This window comes from Syntrophorhabdaceae bacterium, assembly GCA_035541755.1.
Taxonomy (GTDB): domain Bacteria; phylum Desulfobacterota; class Syntrophorhabdia; order Syntrophorhabdales; family Syntrophorhabdaceae; genus PNOF01.
Map to the genome: position 1 here is coordinate 43,935 of DATKMQ010000167.1, position 16,870 is coordinate 60,804.

The 16,870-nt window shown below is 52.2% G+C and carries 17 protein-coding genes; 5 read left to right on the plus strand and 12 right to left on the minus strand.

Going from position 1 to position 16,870, the window contains the following annotated elements; genetic code table 11:
- Positions 1 to 28: 28 nt before the first annotated feature.
- Entirely contained in the window at positions 29 to 523 is a 495-nt protein-coding gene (locus VMT62_16170) for a hypothetical protein (protein HVN97966.1), read from the plus strand.
- A 168-nt stretch (positions 524 to 691) separates the two neighbouring features.
- Here the strand turns inward: VMT62_16170 and VMT62_16175 are convergent, their stop codons facing one another.
- Together VMT62_16175 and VMT62_16180 are read right to left on the minus strand one after the other, a co-directional pair.
- The gene (locus VMT62_16175) at positions 692 to 1,057 is read right to left on the minus strand and encodes a hypothetical protein (protein ID HVN97967.1); all 366 of its coding nucleotides are present in this window, start codon (positions 1,055 to 1,057) and stop codon (positions 692 to 694) included.
- Between the two features lie 93 nt (positions 1,058 to 1,150).
- Complete coding sequence (locus VMT62_16180; protein HVN97968.1) at positions 1,151 to 1,468, minus strand: hypothetical protein; 318 nt, start codon at positions 1,466 to 1,468, stop codon at positions 1,151 to 1,153.
- Positions 1,469 to 1,573: 105 nt separating this feature from the next.
- Here VMT62_16180 and VMT62_16185 point away from each other — a divergent pair, with 105 nt between their 5' ends.
- From VMT62_16185 to VMT62_16195, 3 genes are read left to right on the plus strand one after another with little or no spacing between them, the layout of a single operon-like run.
- Positions 1,574 to 2,563 (plus strand): NlpC/P60 family protein, encoded by a 990-nt coding sequence (locus tag VMT62_16185; GenBank protein HVN97969.1) that lies wholly within the window; start codon positions 1,574 to 1,576, stop codon positions 2,561 to 2,563.
- A 3-nt stretch (positions 2,564 to 2,566) separates the two neighbouring features.
- On the plus strand, positions 2,567 to 3,493 hold the full coding sequence (locus VMT62_16190; GenBank protein ID HVN97970.1) for a hypothetical protein: 927 nt from the start codon (positions 2,567 to 2,569) through the stop codon (positions 3,491 to 3,493).
- A 40-nt stretch (positions 3,494 to 3,533) separates the two neighbouring features.
- A complete protein-coding gene (locus VMT62_16195) occupies positions 3,534 to 3,998 on the plus strand; it encodes a tetratricopeptide repeat protein (GenBank protein ID HVN97971.1) in 465 nt (154 codons plus the stop codon).
- Positions 3,999 to 4,060: 62 nt separating this feature from the next.
- Here VMT62_16195 and VMT62_16200 read toward each other — a convergent pair whose 3' ends face one another.
- The 4 genes from VMT62_16200 to VMT62_16215 are packed head-to-tail and all read right to left on the minus strand — an operon-like array spanning position 4,061 to position 8,680.
- Positions 4,061 to 5,290, minus strand: a complete 1,230-nt coding sequence (locus VMT62_16200) for an ABC transporter permease (protein HVN97972.1) — start codon at positions 5,288 to 5,290, stop codon at positions 4,061 to 4,063.
- Positions 5,287 to 6,006, minus strand: coding sequence for an ABC transporter ATP-binding protein (locus tag VMT62_16205; GenBank protein HVN97973.1), 720 nt, complete (start codon positions 6,004 to 6,006; stop codon positions 5,287 to 5,289). Before VMT62_16205 ends, VMT62_16200 begins: the two co-directional genes overlap by 4 nt.
- Positions 6,006 to 7,310: an efflux RND transporter periplasmic adaptor subunit gene (locus tag VMT62_16210; protein HVN97974.1), complete on the minus strand. Its 1,305-nt coding sequence runs from the start codon at positions 7,308 to 7,310 to the stop codon at positions 6,006 to 6,008. The genes VMT62_16205 and VMT62_16210 overlap by 1 nt, the downstream gene beginning before the upstream one ends.
- Entirely contained in the window at positions 7,310 to 8,680 is a 1,371-nt protein-coding gene (locus VMT62_16215; GenBank protein ID HVN97975.1) for a TolC family protein, read from the minus strand. Before VMT62_16215 ends, VMT62_16210 begins: the two co-directional genes overlap by 1 nt.
- 426 nt (positions 8,681 to 9,106) lie before the next feature.
- On the opposite strand from VMT62_16215, the gene VMT62_16220 reads away from it, so the two are divergent.
- Complete coding sequence (locus tag VMT62_16220; GenBank protein HVN97976.1) at positions 9,107 to 9,799, plus strand: Crp/Fnr family transcriptional regulator; 693 nt, start codon at positions 9,107 to 9,109, stop codon at positions 9,797 to 9,799.
- A gap of 10 nt (positions 9,800 to 9,809) precedes the next feature.
- Here VMT62_16220 and VMT62_16225 read toward each other — a convergent pair whose 3' ends face one another.
- The 6 genes from VMT62_16225 to VMT62_16250 form a co-directional block, all read right to left on the minus strand.
- A complete protein-coding gene (locus VMT62_16225) occupies positions 9,810 to 10,241 on the minus strand; it encodes a hypothetical protein (GenBank protein HVN97977.1) in 432 nt (143 codons plus the stop codon).
- Positions 10,242 to 10,306: 65 nt separating this feature from the next.
- Positions 10,307 to 12,385, minus strand: coding sequence for an FAD-dependent oxidoreductase (locus VMT62_16230; protein HVN97978.1), 2,079 nt, complete (start codon positions 12,383 to 12,385; stop codon positions 10,307 to 10,309).
- A 19-nt stretch (positions 12,386 to 12,404) separates the two neighbouring features.
- Complete coding sequence (locus tag VMT62_16235; GenBank protein HVN97979.1) at positions 12,405 to 13,847, minus strand: FAD-dependent oxidoreductase; 1,443 nt, start codon at positions 13,845 to 13,847, stop codon at positions 12,405 to 12,407.
- Between the two features lie 131 nt (positions 13,848 to 13,978).
- Positions 13,979 to 14,977, minus strand: a complete 999-nt coding sequence (locus VMT62_16240; protein HVN97980.1) for an ABC transporter ATP-binding protein — start codon at positions 14,975 to 14,977, stop codon at positions 13,979 to 13,981.
- Positions 14,978 to 14,982: 5 nt separating this feature from the next.
- Entirely contained in the window at positions 14,983 to 15,963 is a 981-nt protein-coding gene (locus tag VMT62_16245) for an ABC transporter ATP-binding protein (protein ID HVN97981.1), read from the minus strand.
- Between the two features lie 2 nt (positions 15,964 to 15,965).
- On the minus strand, positions 15,966 to 16,859 hold the full coding sequence (locus VMT62_16250) for an ABC transporter permease (GenBank protein HVN97982.1): 894 nt from the start codon (positions 16,857 to 16,859) through the stop codon (positions 15,966 to 15,968).
- Positions 16,860 to 16,870: the final 11 nt, after the last annotated feature.

A 16,870-nucleotide genomic window follows, 5' to 3' on the forward strand; every position in this document is an offset into this window, starting at 1 on the left:
ACATTGGCATGAGAGATAACAGTACAATATGATAATCTTCGGGTTTAGTCTCTCTACTTCTGATGTTTGGTTGCTCGGTACTTGCGGTTTTCTCTTTATGGCTTTGATCGGTTATCGCCTTACAATCAACGCTCAAAGGCACAATGCTTTTAATATTGCCGCTACCACTTTCAGAGCCAAATTTATAGCCGAACTTGAAGGGCTTTATCCCATTCCCGTAAATTGGCCCAAGAGTATCGAAGTACAGTCTTTCCTTGGTTCCAAGTTTCCCAAAATTCAATCCATCGTTGAAGAATTTAGAGGATATTTGCCCGGTAGGATTAAAAAAAAGTTTGACAAAGCATGGGTAGATTACTATAGCGCTACTGGTCAAGAAGGCTATCAATGCTATCATCACTATATGCCATTTATGTCTACGTATAATGTTGACGGTAAACAAATTACGAAAGATACACGGGATACTTACAAGGAAACCTTTAAACATAATGTCGATACTCTCCTTTCATTTGCAAAGCGAAAGTAGAATCACATAACCAAGTCACTGAATTTAGCGCTATCATTCTTCTTCCCCTCTTACTAAGTCTGTAATCGTTGAAGCATTCTTCTTTGCAAACAAGATTCTATTCATCATGTGGTCGGAGCGAATATTCTTTTGCTTTAGCCAGCCAACGTACTGATCATACACAACGTCCTACTTTTCATCTGTGTTTTCAAAATACTCTCTGCTAAACCAACGAAATTTGTATCGGCCCGTTGTTTCAAGTGTTGCTGAAAATGGTTTCATCGACTTACGAACTGGTCTCCTTTTGGGGCCAATAAATAAGTTGTCAGCATGCTTCATGGCCTCTCTTGCTAAGATATCAGCAGCTTGAATTCCAACTTCACTCCTGGACGCAAATGTAATGCTATCCAAGTATGAAGCCCCTTCCCAACCAGAGGTCTCGGTCAAGAACGAATACAAAACCTCGGCACTTGCGTTTGTTTTTGGGTTTCTGTCGAAAACGAACCTTACCTTTTGCTGTGGAACGGATATACTTACTAAATCACCGAAATCCATGATCACGTTAAGAAAACAATGATGATAAGGAATGTGTTGTATTTCATCGGGAAAAACTTCTTTGTAATTTTGGATATCAAATATAGCGGCTCGTCACATTATTTTGGTATTAACCAGCATATTAACCAAATCGGCATAGAGGGAATCCCTATCTTCTTTGGGCCAGCCCTTATAATTCCTGTGACCCGACTCGCAATCAGCCGCGTGGAATGGAATCCCCCCCGTGCGTTGATTCCAGCTAACTGCCAAGGCGTCCCATTCTTCTTGCGTTCCAACCAGACCAGCTACAGCAAAAACCCGTTGTTCTTTCTCGTCATGGCTCTCATCCCCGAACACGATTAACATGGCGATCACCCACCGCTTTTTTCGATCTTCCCTAATTTCCTCTATGGTAGGGGCTTTATAGATCATCTTACGCCCCCACCTGTAGGTATGTCAAGTATAATATTCCGAACTTTTTTCTTGACAGGTTTTTCGTTCTTCTGATAAGGTACTCTTTACAGCACAAGGGGTGTTATGAGAAGAGCCATTCGCGCCATAGGTTTGTTTTTTTTATTGGCATACCTGACGACACCGTCGATTTCAGCCGCTTCACCACTAACGCACAAGGTGAGACAGGGCGAGAATTTGTACAGTATCGCGAAGAAGTACCACGTGTCGGTGGTCGATCTCAAGAACCTCAACAACCTCCGGTCGGCAAAGCTCTCCCTCGGACAAACCTTGCTCCTGAAGGATAGCGAGCCGGACAAAACCGCCAAAAAAGAGCTTCACAAACAATATACCGGAAAAAAGAGTCAGACTCAGGAGATCCAGGTCGGCGACAATGAGAACGACGGCGAATTTATCGAGTACAAGGTAAAAAGAGGGGATACCGTCGACACGGTGGCAAAAAGGTTTAATGTAGACAGAGACGAGCTCATCGAGTCGAATAATCTCCAGAGCGCCAAGGGTATTAAAAGGCTCTCACCGGGCAGGGCCATTCTCATACCCAGGATGATCGAAGAGGGCGAAGAAGAAATTGTCACACTCACCAATAAACCCTTGAAACCGTGGAAGGACGGCGATGAAAAATACATGCTCGTCAAGGTGGCCAAGAGCTTTATGGGTGCTCCTTACAAATACGGCGGAAACACGGTGAAGGGGCTCGATTGCTCTGCCTTCGTCAAAAAGATTTATGAGATATTCGATATACAGCTCCCGCGGAGTGCCAGGGACCAATTCAAGATCGGCTCCAAGGTGGCAAGGGATGCGTTGGCCGTCGGCGACCTCGTCTTCTTTAAAACCAAACGATATGCCAAATATCCAACCCATGTGGGCATCTATATCGGCGAGGACAATTTCATTCACTCTTCGTCAGGGCACGGAAGGATCGGTGTCAAAATAGATTCTCTCTCTACTGAATACTATGCGAAAGCTTACATTGGGGCGACCCGAATCAAAGACAGCTCCTTCGAAGAAGTCCCCGAAGCAGCCACCACCTCCGACAGATCTTCCCGCAATCTATAGTATGTGAAAAAAGAACATCTTCTTTTCCTCCTTGCCATAGCTTTCTATCTCTCGGGTTTCTATACGCTTATCCGCAGGATAGACCCTTTTCAGTATTTCTTCTACATCACCTCCTGGTGGTCCTACATCATCTTCATCGACACAGTACTCTTCTTGAAATACAAACGGTTTTTCGTGCTTAACCGGTCCCTGTTTTTTGCGGTGGTCATTTCATCGGGATACTGGTGTTTCTTCGAGCTGATGAACCTGTGGCTTAATAACTGGTCCTATGTCCGGCTTCCCCGCGAGCCGGTATACAGATACCTGGGTTATTTTCTTGCATTCGGCACGGTGGTCCCGGCCATCTGCCTTACTGAGCAATCTCTGGGAGGTGCCTTTCGAAAAGTATGCGTGAAACCGACCCACATTCCCCATTATGCCCTATACGCCCTGACAATAGGCACCGCGGCTTTAATCCTGACCGTTGCTCTGCCCCGGTACTGTTTCTGTCTCGCCTGGGTATTCGCCATATTCTTGCTTGACGGTCTCAACTATCGGTGGGGTTTTGACTCTTTCGGCCGGGATCTCGAGCACGGCCGCATGGAGAAACTATTGTCGTGGGCGATAGCGGGTCTTATCTGCGGCTTTTTGTGGGAGTTCTGGAATTTCTGGTCTTTGTCTAAATGGGTCTATACGGTTCCCTTCTTTACAAAGGGAAAGATTTTTGAGATGCCCCTTGCCGGGTACCTCGGCTTCATAGCCTTCGGGCTTGAAACTGCAGCCTTCACGAACCTTGTCAAAGGGATTGAAGTCCCCGGAAAGAGAAGATGGTACCATCTCGTGCTGGCCGCCTCCCTCCTCTGTTCCATCGTATCGTTCCCTCTCATAGACAGCTACTCGGTCCGCTCCTTTGGGTCGGCCACGGCCGCCGCGCGTTCCTGTAACAGGTAATTATTGACATATCGCACCGTTATGTGGTGAAATACGAGCCATGGTCAAAAAGAAAGACAAGGAACTCACGCGAAAGCCGGACTTGATGGCTACGGCCTTTGAAGCAACCGCGCGTTACATGCGCGAGAACGTAAGGCTCTGCATCATCGGGCTTGTGGTTCTCGTTGTGGCCATCGCCTCAGGCTATGCCTATGCCCTTCACGCAAAAAGCCAGCGTGACAAGGTCGAGTTTCGTCTCGCCCAGGGTATAGAGGCGTTTGATGCGTACGAGGTCAATGGAAAAAAGGAAGACATTGAAAAAGCTGAGACTGCCTTTAATGACGTTGCCCGGAAGAATATGGGGCAAACGTACTACGTTGCCAAGCTCTATCTCGCCAAGATCGATTACATGAACGGAAAGACTGAAGACGCCAAAAGACTCTACGGAGAGGTATCGAAGGGCGCTTCAAGTCCGACGCTCAAAGCACTCTCCGAAAAAGCCGTTCAACACTTAGAAAAGAAGTAACCCGGCGCTCCCTAATCAATTCGCGCGATTAAAGACCCACCGCATTCTCCTTAACACCCCTGTTATTCGTACCGCAGGGCGTCTATGGGATTGAGTAGCGACGCCTTGTATGCCGGATAGAAACCGAAGAATATCCCCACTATCCCTGAAAACGCAAAGGCAAGCACGGCAGAAACAACGGACACATCGGTACGCCAGCCCGCGGACATGGAAATTACTTCCGACCCGGTAATTCCGGCGACAAGCCCGATCACGCCGCCGATCAGAGAGAGTATCACGGCTTCCATGATGAACTGAAGCCTGATGTCCCACGTCTTGGCCCCGATGGCCATCCGTATGCCGATTTCGCGGGTCCGTTCCGTCACCGAGACGAGCATGATATTCATAATCCCGATACCCCCCACAAGGAGCGACACGGATGCAATGGCGCCGAGCAGGAGCGTCATGACCTTTGTAGACTGTTCTGCAGCCTGCATGAGTTGGGTCAGGTTTCTCACCGAGAAATCATCATCTTTCTTTGCGCCGATGTGGTGTCTTTGCCTTAACAGGTCTGTGATCTGCTTCTCACCCGAATCGAGGTCATCGGCGCTTTTCGCCTTGACCATGATCTGTCTCACCGAACCGGCAAAAACGGTGCCGAAGAGTTTCTTCTGTGCTGTGGTCACCGGTACGAAGACCGTATCATCCTGGTCCTGTCCCATAACCGACTGCCCTTTGACCGCCATAACGCCGATCACCCTGAAAGGGACCTTTTTTATCCTGATGATCTGATCGATCGGATCGATGCCGCCGAAAAGGTTATCGACAACAGTCTGTCCGAGAATGGCCACCTTGGTTGCGCTTCTGATGTCTTCGTCGGTAAAGGCCCTGCCCGAGCCCACAGGCCAATCGCGCACGCTCACAACACCCGGTGACGTTCCATAAACACCGGTAGACCAGTTAAGGTTTCCGTACACGATCTGGGCCACCCCGTTCTGGATGGGCGCCACGTCCTGGACTGACGGGCACTCTTTCTGGATAGCGTCCGCATCATTGAGGGTGAGTGTGGGCTGGCTCCCGAAGCCCATCCTGAGCCCTCCCGACGTCTGGCTGCCGGGCAGCACGATGAGCAGGTTGCTCCCCATTGATGCCATCTGTTCCGATATCTGACGGCTTGCCCCGGTACCTACCGCGAGCATAGCGATGACCGCCCCTACCCCGATGATAATGCCGAGCATGGTGAGGGCGGAGCGCATCTTGTTCACCCGCAGGGCACGAAGCGCTATCTGTACGGTCCAGGGAATACTGATCATTTTCTTACCTCACCTCGCATGCCTTTGTCGTCTGCCGTGGCCATGTCGCTCACCACATTTCCGTCGAGAAACCGTATGATGCGCCGGCTGTAGGCGGCTATGTCCGGTTCATGTGTCACGAGGATGACGGTGATTCCCGATTCATTGTTCAGCTTTTGAAAAAGCTCCATAATTTCTATGCTTGTGTGGGTATCCAGGTTTCCTGTAGGCTCGTCCGCCAGGATGATGGGCACCTCGTTGACTATGGCGCGCGCTATGGCCACCCGCTGCTGCTGGCCTCCCGATAGCTGGTTGGGATGGTGGTCTTCCCTGCCCTCGAGCCCCACCGTCTTTAATGCGGCGCGTGCCTTCTGTCTTCGGTCTTTGGCGGGGACCCCGCTGTACAACATGGGAAGTTCCACATTCTCGAGCGCCGAGGTCCTGGATAAGAGGTTAAATCCCTGAAAAACAAAACCAACTTTCTGGTTGCGTATATGGGCGAGTTCATCCCGTGTCAATTGCCCTACGTCAATGCCTTCGAGGAGGTATTGGCCGCCAGTGGGTATGTCCAGACAGCCGATGATATTCATGAAGGTGGATTTGCCCGATCCTGAGGGTCCCATTATGGCCAGGAACTCTTTTTCCTCGATGTCCACGATAACCTTATCCAGGGCCCTCAGTTCGATATCGCCCAGCTGATAGATCTTCGAGATGTTCTTTACTTCGATGAGCTTCATTATCTGATGAACCTCGGTGGGGGAGGCGTGGAGTTGCCGTTGGTCTTGGCAGCCGTCTTGCTTACCGATTCGACAATCACCTGCTGCCCCTCGGTCACGTCTCCCGATGTAATCTCCGTCATGGATCCGTCGCTTATACCTATGGTTACCATGCTCCGTCTCGGCTTGCCGTTTTCCAATAGATAGATTGCATAGCTTTTTTGTGCGGGCTGGCTCGCTTCCTTGGTCATCTGTGGGGGATCAGAGCGACCATCACCTTTTCCCCCATCCCTACCCTTACCGCTTTTGTCTGACGTCCCCTGTGACCTGCTCACGGCCTTATCGTTAGCAGGCTTCGTCGGGGTTGTGCCGTCTTTTTCGGATGGCCTATACCTTAACGCCACGTTCGGGATTTTGAGGATCCCATCCTTGCTCGCAACGATTACGGAAACATTTGCCGTCATGCCGGGCATGAGTCTCAAATCGTTGTTGTCCACCTTGATCACTACATCGTAGGTGACAACATTCTGAACCGTAATAGGCGCTATGCGTATCTGATCCACTATGCCGCGAAAGGTATTGTCCGGGTACGCATCGACCGTAAACTCCACATTCTGGCCTACCCTTATTTTTCCCACGTCGGCTTCATCTATGTTCGTATCGATCTGCATCTTCGTAAGGTCCTGGGCGATCGTGAAAAGTGTGGGGGTCTGAAAGCTCGCTGCAACCGTCTGCCCCACATCCACGGCCCTGGATACAACCACGCCGTCCACGGGCGACATGATCTTGGTGTATCTCAAGTTGGTCTCAGCGTAACGCAGGGCTGCTTCATTCTGAGATACCTGGGCGAAAGCCGCGCTTAACAGGGCATCGTTTGAGTCATAAGTTGCCTCTGATGTATCAAGGTCCGCTCTGGCGATCAGGTCCTTTGCAAAGAGTTGTCTGTTACGGTCCCTGGTCCTTTTGGAATCGGTCTGCGTTGCTTTTGCCTTGGCCACGTTCGCCTGTGCCGCCAGCAAATTGGCCTTGGCCTGGTCCACTTGCGCTTGAAAAGTTGCAGGATCGATCTCCGCTATGATCTGTCCTTTCTTCACCCTCGAGTTGAAATCCACGTGGAGTTGTTTGATGGTCCCCGAAGCCTGAGTACCCACAAGCACGGTGGTCACGGCATTCATGGTGCCGGTCGCTGTTACAGTGGCCTTAAGCGAGCCGCTCTGAATGGCGACAGTTTTGAATTTTACCCCGTTATCCTTGCTGCGAAGAAAGATGAACAAACCCATACCGACGAGTACGAGGCAGGCTGCTGCAATCACTATTTTCTTCATTATCTTACCCCTATTGCTTTTTCAATGGTTGCCTGGGCATTCTTACAATCCGTGAGTGCCTGCGTGTACGCCACCTGGGCATTGCTCAAGTTGACGAGCGCGTCGGTCACCTCCAGGGGACTGCCCACACCGGCCTGATATCTCCCCGTGGCAAGATCGACATTTTCTGTGGCCTGTTTCACCGTAAGCTCCGATGTGCCGATTCTTTCCTCCGCTTCCCGAAGGGTGAGGTATCCTTGCTGCACCTGGGAGTATATGTCGAGCCGAAGCGACTGCTCGTTGGCCTTGAGAGCATCGTAATTGGCCTGCGCCTGGGCTACCTGGTATTTGGTGTAGAATCCGGTAAACAAAGGAACGGAGAGATTTACCCCGTAGCTCCAGTTGTCGGTCAAGGGAAAATTGGTGCCGGAGTAATTGTAGTTCGCATTTCCGCTCAGCACCGGGAGGTATCCCTTGCGGGCGAGATCAATCGATGCCTTGGCCGCCTCCCCTTTCTTTATGAGAGACTGGAGATCGGACCTCTGGGCGTAAACCCTGGAGAGGGCATCCTCAAAGGCAAGTCCATACTTTACGTAGAAGAGATTGTCCTTAAGAGTATACTCAGGCGAACCTGATATTCCCATGGCATTGTTCAGAGTGACCCGGGAGAGCCTGATTTGATTCTCTGCCTTGATAAGGTTGAGTCGCGCATTGCTTAAGTCGACCTCAGCTTTCGTTACGTCGATCCGTGCTCTCGTTCCCACATTATAAAAACCCTGGGCTTGATCGAGGTGCTGCTGGAATTGCTTGACCGATTCGGCGGCCACGTCCCTGTTTCTTTGGGCTTGGAGCACATTGTAGAACGCCTGCTTCACGTTAAACACGACCGTGTCCAGAAGGTTATTCAGATCGAAACGTGACGACTCTGTGTTCAAACTGCTGATAGTCACCTGCGTGGGCGTCTTTCCGAAATCGAAGATTGTCTGGTTTAAACCCACAGTGCTCGTATATTGATCGTATTTCCCCGGGGTGTCGATGCCCGAGTTGTTTGCGCCCGGGTAGATCTTGCTATAGGAGCCGGATGCGGCGATCTGCGGGTAGTAGTTTGCTTGAGCCTGCCCAATGGTAGCCTCGTTGGCTTTGACCGTGAACCGCCCTGCAAGTATGCTTGGTTGAATCCTAAGCGCAGTGTCGATTGCCTGCTCTAACGTCAGTTCTGTCCCGGGGGTGATCGCCTGCGCGGATGCCGGCAGAGGCAACAAAAGAAAGAGCAAAAGCAGGAAGGCTAATAGCGTCCCGAGTTGCCGGGAAAATTGCGACACATCTTTGATTCCCGACTGACTGTTTGGATTTAGTGGACTCGTGCGAAGGCATGTGAGATCTGACCGCATAGTCTCTCCCTTAAAGAGTGGCTTAACGCGAAGTAACGGCGTATATGAGTTGCCAAGGTTACATAACGGAAAAATATGAATAGGTTTTACCACAATGTAGACCTTTTTTGCAATCATTGTGCCAGTCACATATCGCGGGTAAGACGTCTGTTTACGCGCCTTGATTTCTCATAGGGTGATATGCGTTTCGACAAAAAAGTCTATTATGAATCCCTGTCGCGACAATCTTGTCGAATACGCTCCGGATACAACTGGTGAAAGCGGTCTTGAAGACGATGGGTCATGAGTCGCTTTCAAGACATCCCTGAAACACCGATGACCAGCCTTGTCGTTGGCTGGACTCGCTATTTTACGGTTTGACAAGGAAGAATTTTTATAGTATCTAATACCTCTCGGGAACCCTTGGACAATCTCAAGACATATGATATGAAAGCACAGGAGCAAATCAGGCTGGATGTGCTTAAGAGAAGCCGGCTGTTTGGAGGTCTCTTGCCGGCGGAGCTTAAGGATTTGATCGTCTATTCAACTTCAGTGCGCTACGACAAGGGGGCTTCGATCTTCAAGGAAGGGGATCGCGCGGACTTCTTTTATGCGGTTCAGGAGGGTCTGGTAAAACTTTACAAAGGGACCTTCTCAGGCAAGCATTTTACTTTCACCGTGGCAGGTCCAAGCGATACGTTGAATGCCACAGCGGTGTCAGGGGACAACTACTTCATGTCGGCCCAGGCATTAAACGAAGTTGTTCTGCTTAGGATCGGACGAACGCCTTATCTCGCTTTTTTATCCAAGCATCACACGGTTGCCCTTGAGCTTATCGCAATGCTCGCGCGTCGCCTCAACAGGGAATGTGACAGGGTTGTCGGGCTCCTGGGAGAGGACGTAGAACATCGACTCCTTATCTCCCTTTTCACGCTCGCACGAAAATTCGGCACCAGCCTGTCTCTGACCAGGGAAGAGCTCGCCAGCTGCGCGGGAACAACCACAGAAACCGCAATCAGGGTCCTCTCACGTCTCAAGAAACAGGGGATCATCAGTGGCACGGCCGAGAGGGGAGGCATAATTATTACAGACCTCACTAAACTGCAAAAGCTAGTAGCAGAAAATGAGGGCTGGATTTAGACCGCTTTCGCTACTCCTCTTTTTTCACGTACGAACCCATAGGCGCCGTCGTAAAATGAAGGATCGGCCGTTTGATCTGTCTCACCCAATAAGGGCAGTGGCTCAAGCCCCTGGGCACGAAAATGAGACAGCTTTTCGTGACGAAATGCTGTTCTCCTCCGAGCCAGATCTCCACCTCTGCCCCAAGATCATGTATATCCTCGGGATTTGTCCCGAAAAAGGCGATGACCTCGTCGTACTCATGCGTATGAGAAGGCGGAGGTACATGCGCATCCGACTCCTTCAGATACCATGCCGCGGACAGATAGAACGCGCCGTTCACAACGGAATCGTCCAGGAAAAGTAGCCTTGCTCTTGATTTATCTGCACTTTCGGGGCCCCCGTAGCCTTTGGGGACTTTCAGGTCTGTCACGATATGCTTGCCGTATTTAGTATCATCCATGGCTCATCTCCGTCTTATTCTCTTTCTTGTTCACTTTTGTTCCATATTCTCTCGGTCTCGCGCGGTCAGATTGCACGACCTATACGGGCTCCGTCTGAGATCGCCCCGTGCATAAGCCCGAACTCCCTGCAGTCGCCTATTTGAAATACCACCATTCCATCCTTTTCCAGTGTTTTACAGAGGCCGTTGTCAGGCGAAAGCGGTAACGCCAGGATGATGCTATCGGCTTCAAGGACCTTGCGTGTGCCCTCCTTGGTCGTTACAACGAGGCCTTCGTCGGTTATCCTCTCATAGGTAACCCCCGCCATTCTGGTGACACCCACCTTGTCGCACCACATGAAAAAACGCAGGGGTGTCTGGAAGGGCAGCCCATCTCCCAAGGTTTCCGCTGTATCCACGATCGTCACCTGTCTACCACGCATCACAAGGAAATGAGCGAGCTGGCAGCCCTGGATGCCCCCGCCCATGATCACTACCCGTTTCCCGAGTGGCATAAAGACCTTTGTTAACCTGGAGAGAAGCCCGGGTCCTACAAACTTGAGGATACGCTTGAGCATTCGATGGAGGTTATCGCTCTTTACCACTTTCCGATTGTCGATGCCCGGTATGCCAGGGATAGCCGCCAATCCACCCGTGCCGAGAATCACGACATCAGGGTGCAGATTCTTGATCGTAGACAGGTCAGCTGATTCGCTAAGTCTCAGCACGACACCCGCTTTTCTCAACTGCCCTTCATAATAACGTATCGCGTTGAGAAGCGACTCAAGCTCTCGTTCCTTCACCGTAGCCGCAATAGGGACGAGTCCTCCGAGCCTTCCCGCCTTGTCACAGAGCGTCACCTCATGTCCTCTGAGCGCGGCCACACGAGCGGCCTCCATACCGGCGAGGCCCCCACCGATAACTAACACCCGTTTCTTCTTCTCAGCAGGCGTGATCGCATACTCGCGTTCCTTGCCCGCTGCGGGGTTCATCCGGCATTTTTGCGGGTTATCACCCCTGCGTGAGTGGACGCAGTACCCGCATCCCGCACAGGGCACGATGTCGTCGAGTCTTCCGCTTTTCACCTTGTTCGGCAGCTCCGGGTCTGCTACGAGGCGTCTCGTCATGCCGATGAAGTCAAGCTTTCCCTGCCGCAAGGTCTCTTCTCCCAGCATCGGGTCCAGTCTGCCCGCACAAGCGACCGGCACTTTAACACCTCGCTTAATCGCCGCCGCGAGAGGCACAATAATCCCTTTTCCACCCTTGCTCAGATCGAGCAGCCCGAGATCGAGGTGTTTCGGCGGCTCAGGGAAGAGAAGGTGCTCGGGAAGGAGCATACTCAGGTAATCACCGTAGCCCGTGACCCTCACCTGAATAAGATCTGCACCCGCGGCTTCGATGAGCGGTGCCATTCCTTCCGCCTCCTCAAGGGTTGTGCCATTTGTGAGCCCGAACTCCACAGCGTTAATGTTGGTTGCGATGGGATAATCGCTCCCACAGAGTCTCTTCGCCTCCCGAATCGCTTCGCAATAAAATCTCGTCCGATTTTCCAGACTGTCGCATCCGTATTCATCGTGACGCCTGTTCCAGAAACGCGAGAGAAAACAGTTGATGAAATGGTAATAGGAACCGTTGATTTCCACCCCGTCATAACCCGCTTTCTTGGCTCGCAGCGCTCCCTTGGCGAAGACCTCTACGAGTTCATGGATCTCAGGGATCGTAAGCTCGTGGCCCGGCACCCAGGCATCTCCCGGCAGGTCCTTTTCTTCGATGCGGGAGACGGCCACCCGCTCGGGATTACCCATGCCTTCGAATCTCTCAAGCCATGGCCCGGCGTGCATGAATTGGACAAAGACCGGACAGTCGTATTTATGTATCTCATCCACCATTCGGCTATGGTAGGGGATACAGCTGTCATCATGAAACCTGAACCCTTTGGGTATAAAATGAGTGCCTCTCGGCCATTCCACTCCACAGTTCTCGATTATGATAAGCCCGACACCGCCTCTGGCAAATGCCGAGTAGTATCCTGCCATCTCATCCGTCGGATTGCCGTCGAGCGCATAGCCGGAGCCCGCTGCTGTCTTGATGATCCGGTTCTTGGTTCTAAGACTCCCGATACGTCCCGGTTCCATGAGTCTATCGAAGCTTGTCATATCCGCCATGTGAGATCTCCTTTCGTTTTTATGTGTGCGATATGTACAATGCGGCGTGTTCGCCCGCAATTCTGCCGGAATTCACGGCATAAGCAAATGCGGTACCCGTGAGCACATAGTTGTAGGTGTCTGAGGCCCACCCGCCCGTGTCATTTCCGGCAGCAAAGAGTCCCGGGATAGCCTTTTCGTCCTTTCCGAGCACTTCCATGCGTTCATTGATCTTGATCCCGCCGGTCGTCCCGTGAAAAGCCTGATGACATATGAGGGCATAGTAGGGTGGCCTCACGAGCGGTTGCAGATACCTGCGGTCTTTGTAAAAGAGCTCGTCAAACCCTTTGGCACAGCCGTCGTTGTACACCTGAATAGCGTGTAAGAGCTTCTTGGGGTCAGCCCCGATCCATCTCGCGATACCTTCCCATGAGTTCTCGATCCTGACCCGTCCCTCCTGTACTTCTTTTCGCAACTGCTTGTCTATATCTACCATTCGGGTTCCGGGGGGATACAGCCGGTGATGGCCCCTGATAAGCCCATCGTCAATGAAGCTCTGCTTAACGCTCTCATCAAAGATGGTGTAGCAAACTTTGCCCGGCTGCCTGTCGAGGGCATTAGCGCTCTCCGAAGGAACGTAGGTTGATTCGTCACAAAACCGCTCACCGCGCTTATTCACCCAGATGGTATTCGCCTCCACGGAAACGATCCCGACTTGCAACGTCCCCGTATAGAAGGGTCCCATGCTGAGAAGGTTGCCTAAGCCCTCTGAGGCGGCCCCTGCCTGTCTTGCGATCACGAACCCGTCTCCCATAAGCGGGATACCATGTACGTGGGCGTCCTCGGTATAGTTGGGGCAGTAACGTTTGAGCATTTCTTTGTTGCCGGAGTAGCCCCCGGTGGCGATAATGACACTCTTCACCGGGATCGTTATTTCCCGTCCTTTGGTTTCGACGACAACACCTGAAACACCCTCGCCCTTGTTGAGAACTATCTTCTTCGCCGGTGTCTCTTTCATGAGCGTAACTCCCAACTCATCGCACTTGTCGATGAGCGTTCTTATGAGAGCGGCACCATAGCCTTTAGGTAAGTGGTAGACGCGCGGTACCTGGTTGAAGTATCCGTTCGGAACGTCCTCGAACGTGACCCCCAGCTTTTCCAGCCAGGCGATAGTATCGCCCGATTTGTCTATGAAAGTCCGGATGATCTCCGGATTGATTTTCCAGTGAGAAAAGGACATACTCGCCTTGAAGAGATCTTCTTTACGTGCGTCGATGCGCAGCCTCTTTTGTACAGGACTTTCGGCGGCGAACAGGGCTCTGGCGAGCGCCGTGTTACCTCCGAAGACCTTGCGCTTTTCAAGAACGACGACTTTGGCCCCTTTTTCTGCAGCAGCAACGGCTGCAGCCATGCCGCCGCCGCTTCCCACCACTGCAATATCGTATCCGGGTTTCGCCCCTGTCAGTTTCTTTGATGATGCCATATATGTGCCTCCCTATCAGCTATTGTTATCATTGCATCGTTATCACGCGGTTGTGAGATCCCCGACCTCGCCGGTAATGTCCTTGTATTTTCTCTCTTGCGCATAAGGGAGCAGGTGGAGGCGCGTGTGCATCAAAACAGAACACAGGCAACCTTGTGGGTCCCGGTGACGTCCTTCATCACGGGGACCGTTTCTCTGCATTCCTTTCTCGCCGACGGACAACGGGGATGGAAAGCGCATCCGGGTGGAGCATTAAGCGGACTCGGCACGTCGCCCTTGAGAATGATATGATCCCGCATTTCCTCTATGGTGGGGTCAGGGATCGGAACCGCCGAAAGCAGGGCCCTGGTATAAGGGTGGAGAGGGTTCTCATAGAGGTCTTTCCAGTGCGTGATTTCCACGATGCGCCCGAGATACATGACGGCAACCCGGTCGCTTATGTGGCGAACCACGGCAAGATCGTGAGCAATGAACAGGTACGTCAGGCCGAGCTTCTCCTGCAGTTCCTGCAGCAGGTTGATGATTTGCGCTTGGATAGAGACATCCAGGGCGGATATGGGCTCATCACAAACGATGAAGGAAGGATCGGTGGCAAGCGCCCTGGCGATGCTCAACCGCTGCCTTTGCCCACCGCTAAACTCATGGGGCACACGATCTTCCATGGACGGGTCAAGTCCTACCATCCGAAAAAGTTCGGCGAGCCGCTCGCGGTACTCATGCCTGGTCGTGAAAAGCCGGTGGACCTTCATGGGCTCGCCAACGATATTGCCAGCCGTCTGCCGCGGGTCGAGTGAGCTGTATGGGTCCTGAAAGATCATCTGCATCTGGTGGCGCAACCGCCTCATTTGACTTCTTGTGAGCCCTGCAATGTCCTGTCCGTTGAAAACGATCTGACCCTGGGTAGGCTTGTAGAGGCGAAGAATACAGCGCGCCACCGTGCTCTTCCCGCAGCCTGACTCCCCGACAAGACCGAGCGTTTCTCCCTTTTTCACCGCAAACCCCACATCGTCAACCGCATGAACATGGGCCACAACCCTTCGGCGAAAACCTCTTACGATAGGGAAATACATCTTGAGGTCCTTCACTTCAAGGATGTTGCGGTCACGGTCTGTAGTAGGTTCATCTGCCAATGAATTCACCTCATATCAAGGGCGCATGCGGTATAATGATCGTCCCCGACGTTCCGCAGCTCGGGCCACGGCTTTTGTTTGCATGCGTCTACCCTGTAGGAGCAGCGAGGATAAAACGCGCAGTGACCGGGCATGCTGCTTAAGCTCGGAGGCAGCCCCGGGATGGGCACAAGCTTTCGGCCCTTGGGCTCATCGAGTCTCGGCACCGATTTAAGAAGGCCCACGGTATAGGGATGGCGCGGGGCTGCAAATATATCCTTGGATTTTCCTGATTCTATGACCCTGCCCGCATACATGACGTAGATCCTGTCGGCGTAACGCGCTACAACGCCGAGGTTATGGGTCACGACAAGTAACGCTGTATTGCTCTTCTTCACCATGTTCTTGACGATTTCCAGAATCTGAGCCTGCGTGGTAACGTCAAGTGCGGTGGTTGGTTCATCGGCCACGAGCAGTTTGGGATTGCAGGAAAGAGCAATGGCTATCATGACACGTTGCCTCATCCCGCCCGAGAATTGGTGGGGATACTGATAGAATCGTTCAATTGCATCAGGAATTCCCATGAGACGCAAGAGCTCGAGGGCCAATTCCCGTGCCGTCCGCTTATCCATCTTGAGATGGAGCATGACCGATTCCATAATCTGCGTGCCTATGGTGAGAGAAGGGTTGAGCGAGGTCATGGGTTCCTGAAAGATCATCCCCATCTTCCCGCCGCGTATCTCGCGCATCTTCTCGCTGTCCGCTTTGTATTTGAGGATATCCTCGCCTTCGAAGAGGGCCTCACCCGACACAATCTTGCCGGGAGGAGAGGCAATGAGCTGGAATACAGAGAGCTGACTTGCAGACTTCCCACAACCCGATTCGCCGACAAGCCCTACTACTTCTCCCTCGTCAATGTAGTAAGAAACGCCGTCTACGGCTCTCACCGTGGCCCTGTCCGTTCTGAATTCGGTTACAAGATTCTTTACCTCGAGAAGGTGCGCCATGGTCAGAGCGTACCTCTCAGCCTCGGATCAAGGGCGTCACGCAAACCATCTCCCACGAGGTTAAAGGCAATCACGATAAGCATGACGCAGAACCCCGGAGCAAAGGAGAGAACGGGATTACTCAGCAGGTATCGATAGCCGTCATTGACCATGGCTCCCCAAGCCGCGGCAGGTGGCTTGATACCTACGCCGAGGAACGAAAGCGATGCCTCCGAAAGAATCGCCACGCCGAGGTTCAGGGTGATGAGCACAATGAGAGGCGGCAGGCAATTAGGCACTATATGGAGGGTCATAATCCTCAAGTCGCTCGCTCCGATGACCTCCCCTGCGGTGACGTAATCGGCCTGTTTCACCGAAAGAACCTGGCCTCTCATGAGCCTTGCCTGGGTGGGAATGAGCGCGACCCCGAGCGAAATGATCACGTTCCAGAGGCCCCCGCCCAGGGCAGCTGCAATGGCAAGGGCAAGCATAATGGGCGGGATCGCCATCATAGCGTCTATGAAGCGCATGATCACGGTATTGGTGATCTTTCCGAAATAGCCGGCGAAAAGCCCCAATGCCATGCCGATGATAGCTGCGATACCCACGGAGATGATGCCCACGGCCAGCGATATACGCGTTCCATAGATAATGCGACTGAGTTCGTCCCTCCCTAAGGGGTCCGTGCCGAGCATGTGTTCCCGAGAAGGAGACTCAAGCGCCTTGCCTAAATTCTGGGCATAAGGATCATACGGGGCAATAAGCGGCGCGAAGGCCGCGGTGAGTAAAAACAGGAGAATGACGACCGTACCGAAGATAACGACCTTCCGTCCAAAAAAAACCCTTACGAATCGTTTAAACTCACTGGCTTTTGGAGGGAGCTCAAGAAGTTCCTCGGTGGTCGATGGGCTCATCATGCAAACTCCTT

Bases quoted from the DNA above. Each gene is read 5' to 3' on its own strand.
- VMT62_16175 (HVN97967.1), bottom strand. From the start codon at position 1,057: ATGGATTTCGGTGATTTAGTAAGTATATCCGTTCCACAGCAAAAGGTA.
- VMT62_16205 (HVN97973.1), bottom strand. From the start codon at position 6,006: ATGAAGCTCATCGAAGTAAAGAACATCTCGAAGATCTATCAGCTGGGC.
- VMT62_16195 (HVN97971.1), top strand. From the start codon at position 3,534: ATGGTCAAAAAGAAAGACAAGGAACTCACGCGAAAGCCGGACTTGATG.
- VMT62_16220 (HVN97976.1), top strand. From the start codon at position 9,107: ATGAAAGCACAGGAGCAAATCAGGCTGGATGTGCTTAAGAGAAGCCGG.
- VMT62_16185 (HVN97969.1), top strand. From the start codon at position 1,574: ATGAGAAGAGCCATTCGCGCCATAGGTTTGTTTTTTTTATTGGCATAC.
- VMT62_16225 (HVN97977.1), bottom strand. From the start codon at position 10,241: ATGGATGATACTAAATACGGCAAGCATATCGTGACAGACCTGAAAGTC.
- VMT62_16180 (HVN97968.1), bottom strand. From the start codon at position 1,468: ATGATCTATAAAGCCCCTACCATAGAGGAAATTAGGGAAGATCGAAAA.
- VMT62_16210 (HVN97974.1), bottom strand. From the start codon at position 7,310: ATGAAGAAAATAGTGATTGCAGCAGCCTGCCTCGTACTCGTCGGTATG.
- VMT62_16215 (HVN97975.1), bottom strand. From the start codon at position 8,680: ATGCGGTCAGATCTCACATGCCTTCGCACGAGTCCACTAAATCCAAAC.
- VMT62_16250 (HVN97982.1), bottom strand. From the start codon at position 16,859: ATGATGAGCCCATCGACCACCGAGGAACTTCTTGAGCTCCCTCCAAAA.
- VMT62_16200 (HVN97972.1), bottom strand. From the start codon at position 5,290: ATGATCAGTATTCCCTGGACCGTACAGATAGCGCTTCGTGCCCTGCGG.
- VMT62_16245 (HVN97981.1), bottom strand. From the start codon at position 15,963: ATGGCGCACCTTCTCGAGGTAAAGAATCTTGTAACCGAATTCAGAACG.
- VMT62_16230 (HVN97978.1), bottom strand. From the start codon at position 12,385: ATGGCGGATATGACAAGCTTCGATAGACTCATGGAACCGGGACGTATC.
- VMT62_16235 (HVN97979.1), bottom strand. From the start codon at position 13,847: ATGGCATCATCAAAGAAACTGACAGGGGCGAAACCCGGATACGATATT.
- VMT62_16170 (HVN97966.1), top strand. From the start codon at position 29: ATGATAATCTTCGGGTTTAGTCTCTCTACTTCTGATGTTTGGTTGCTC.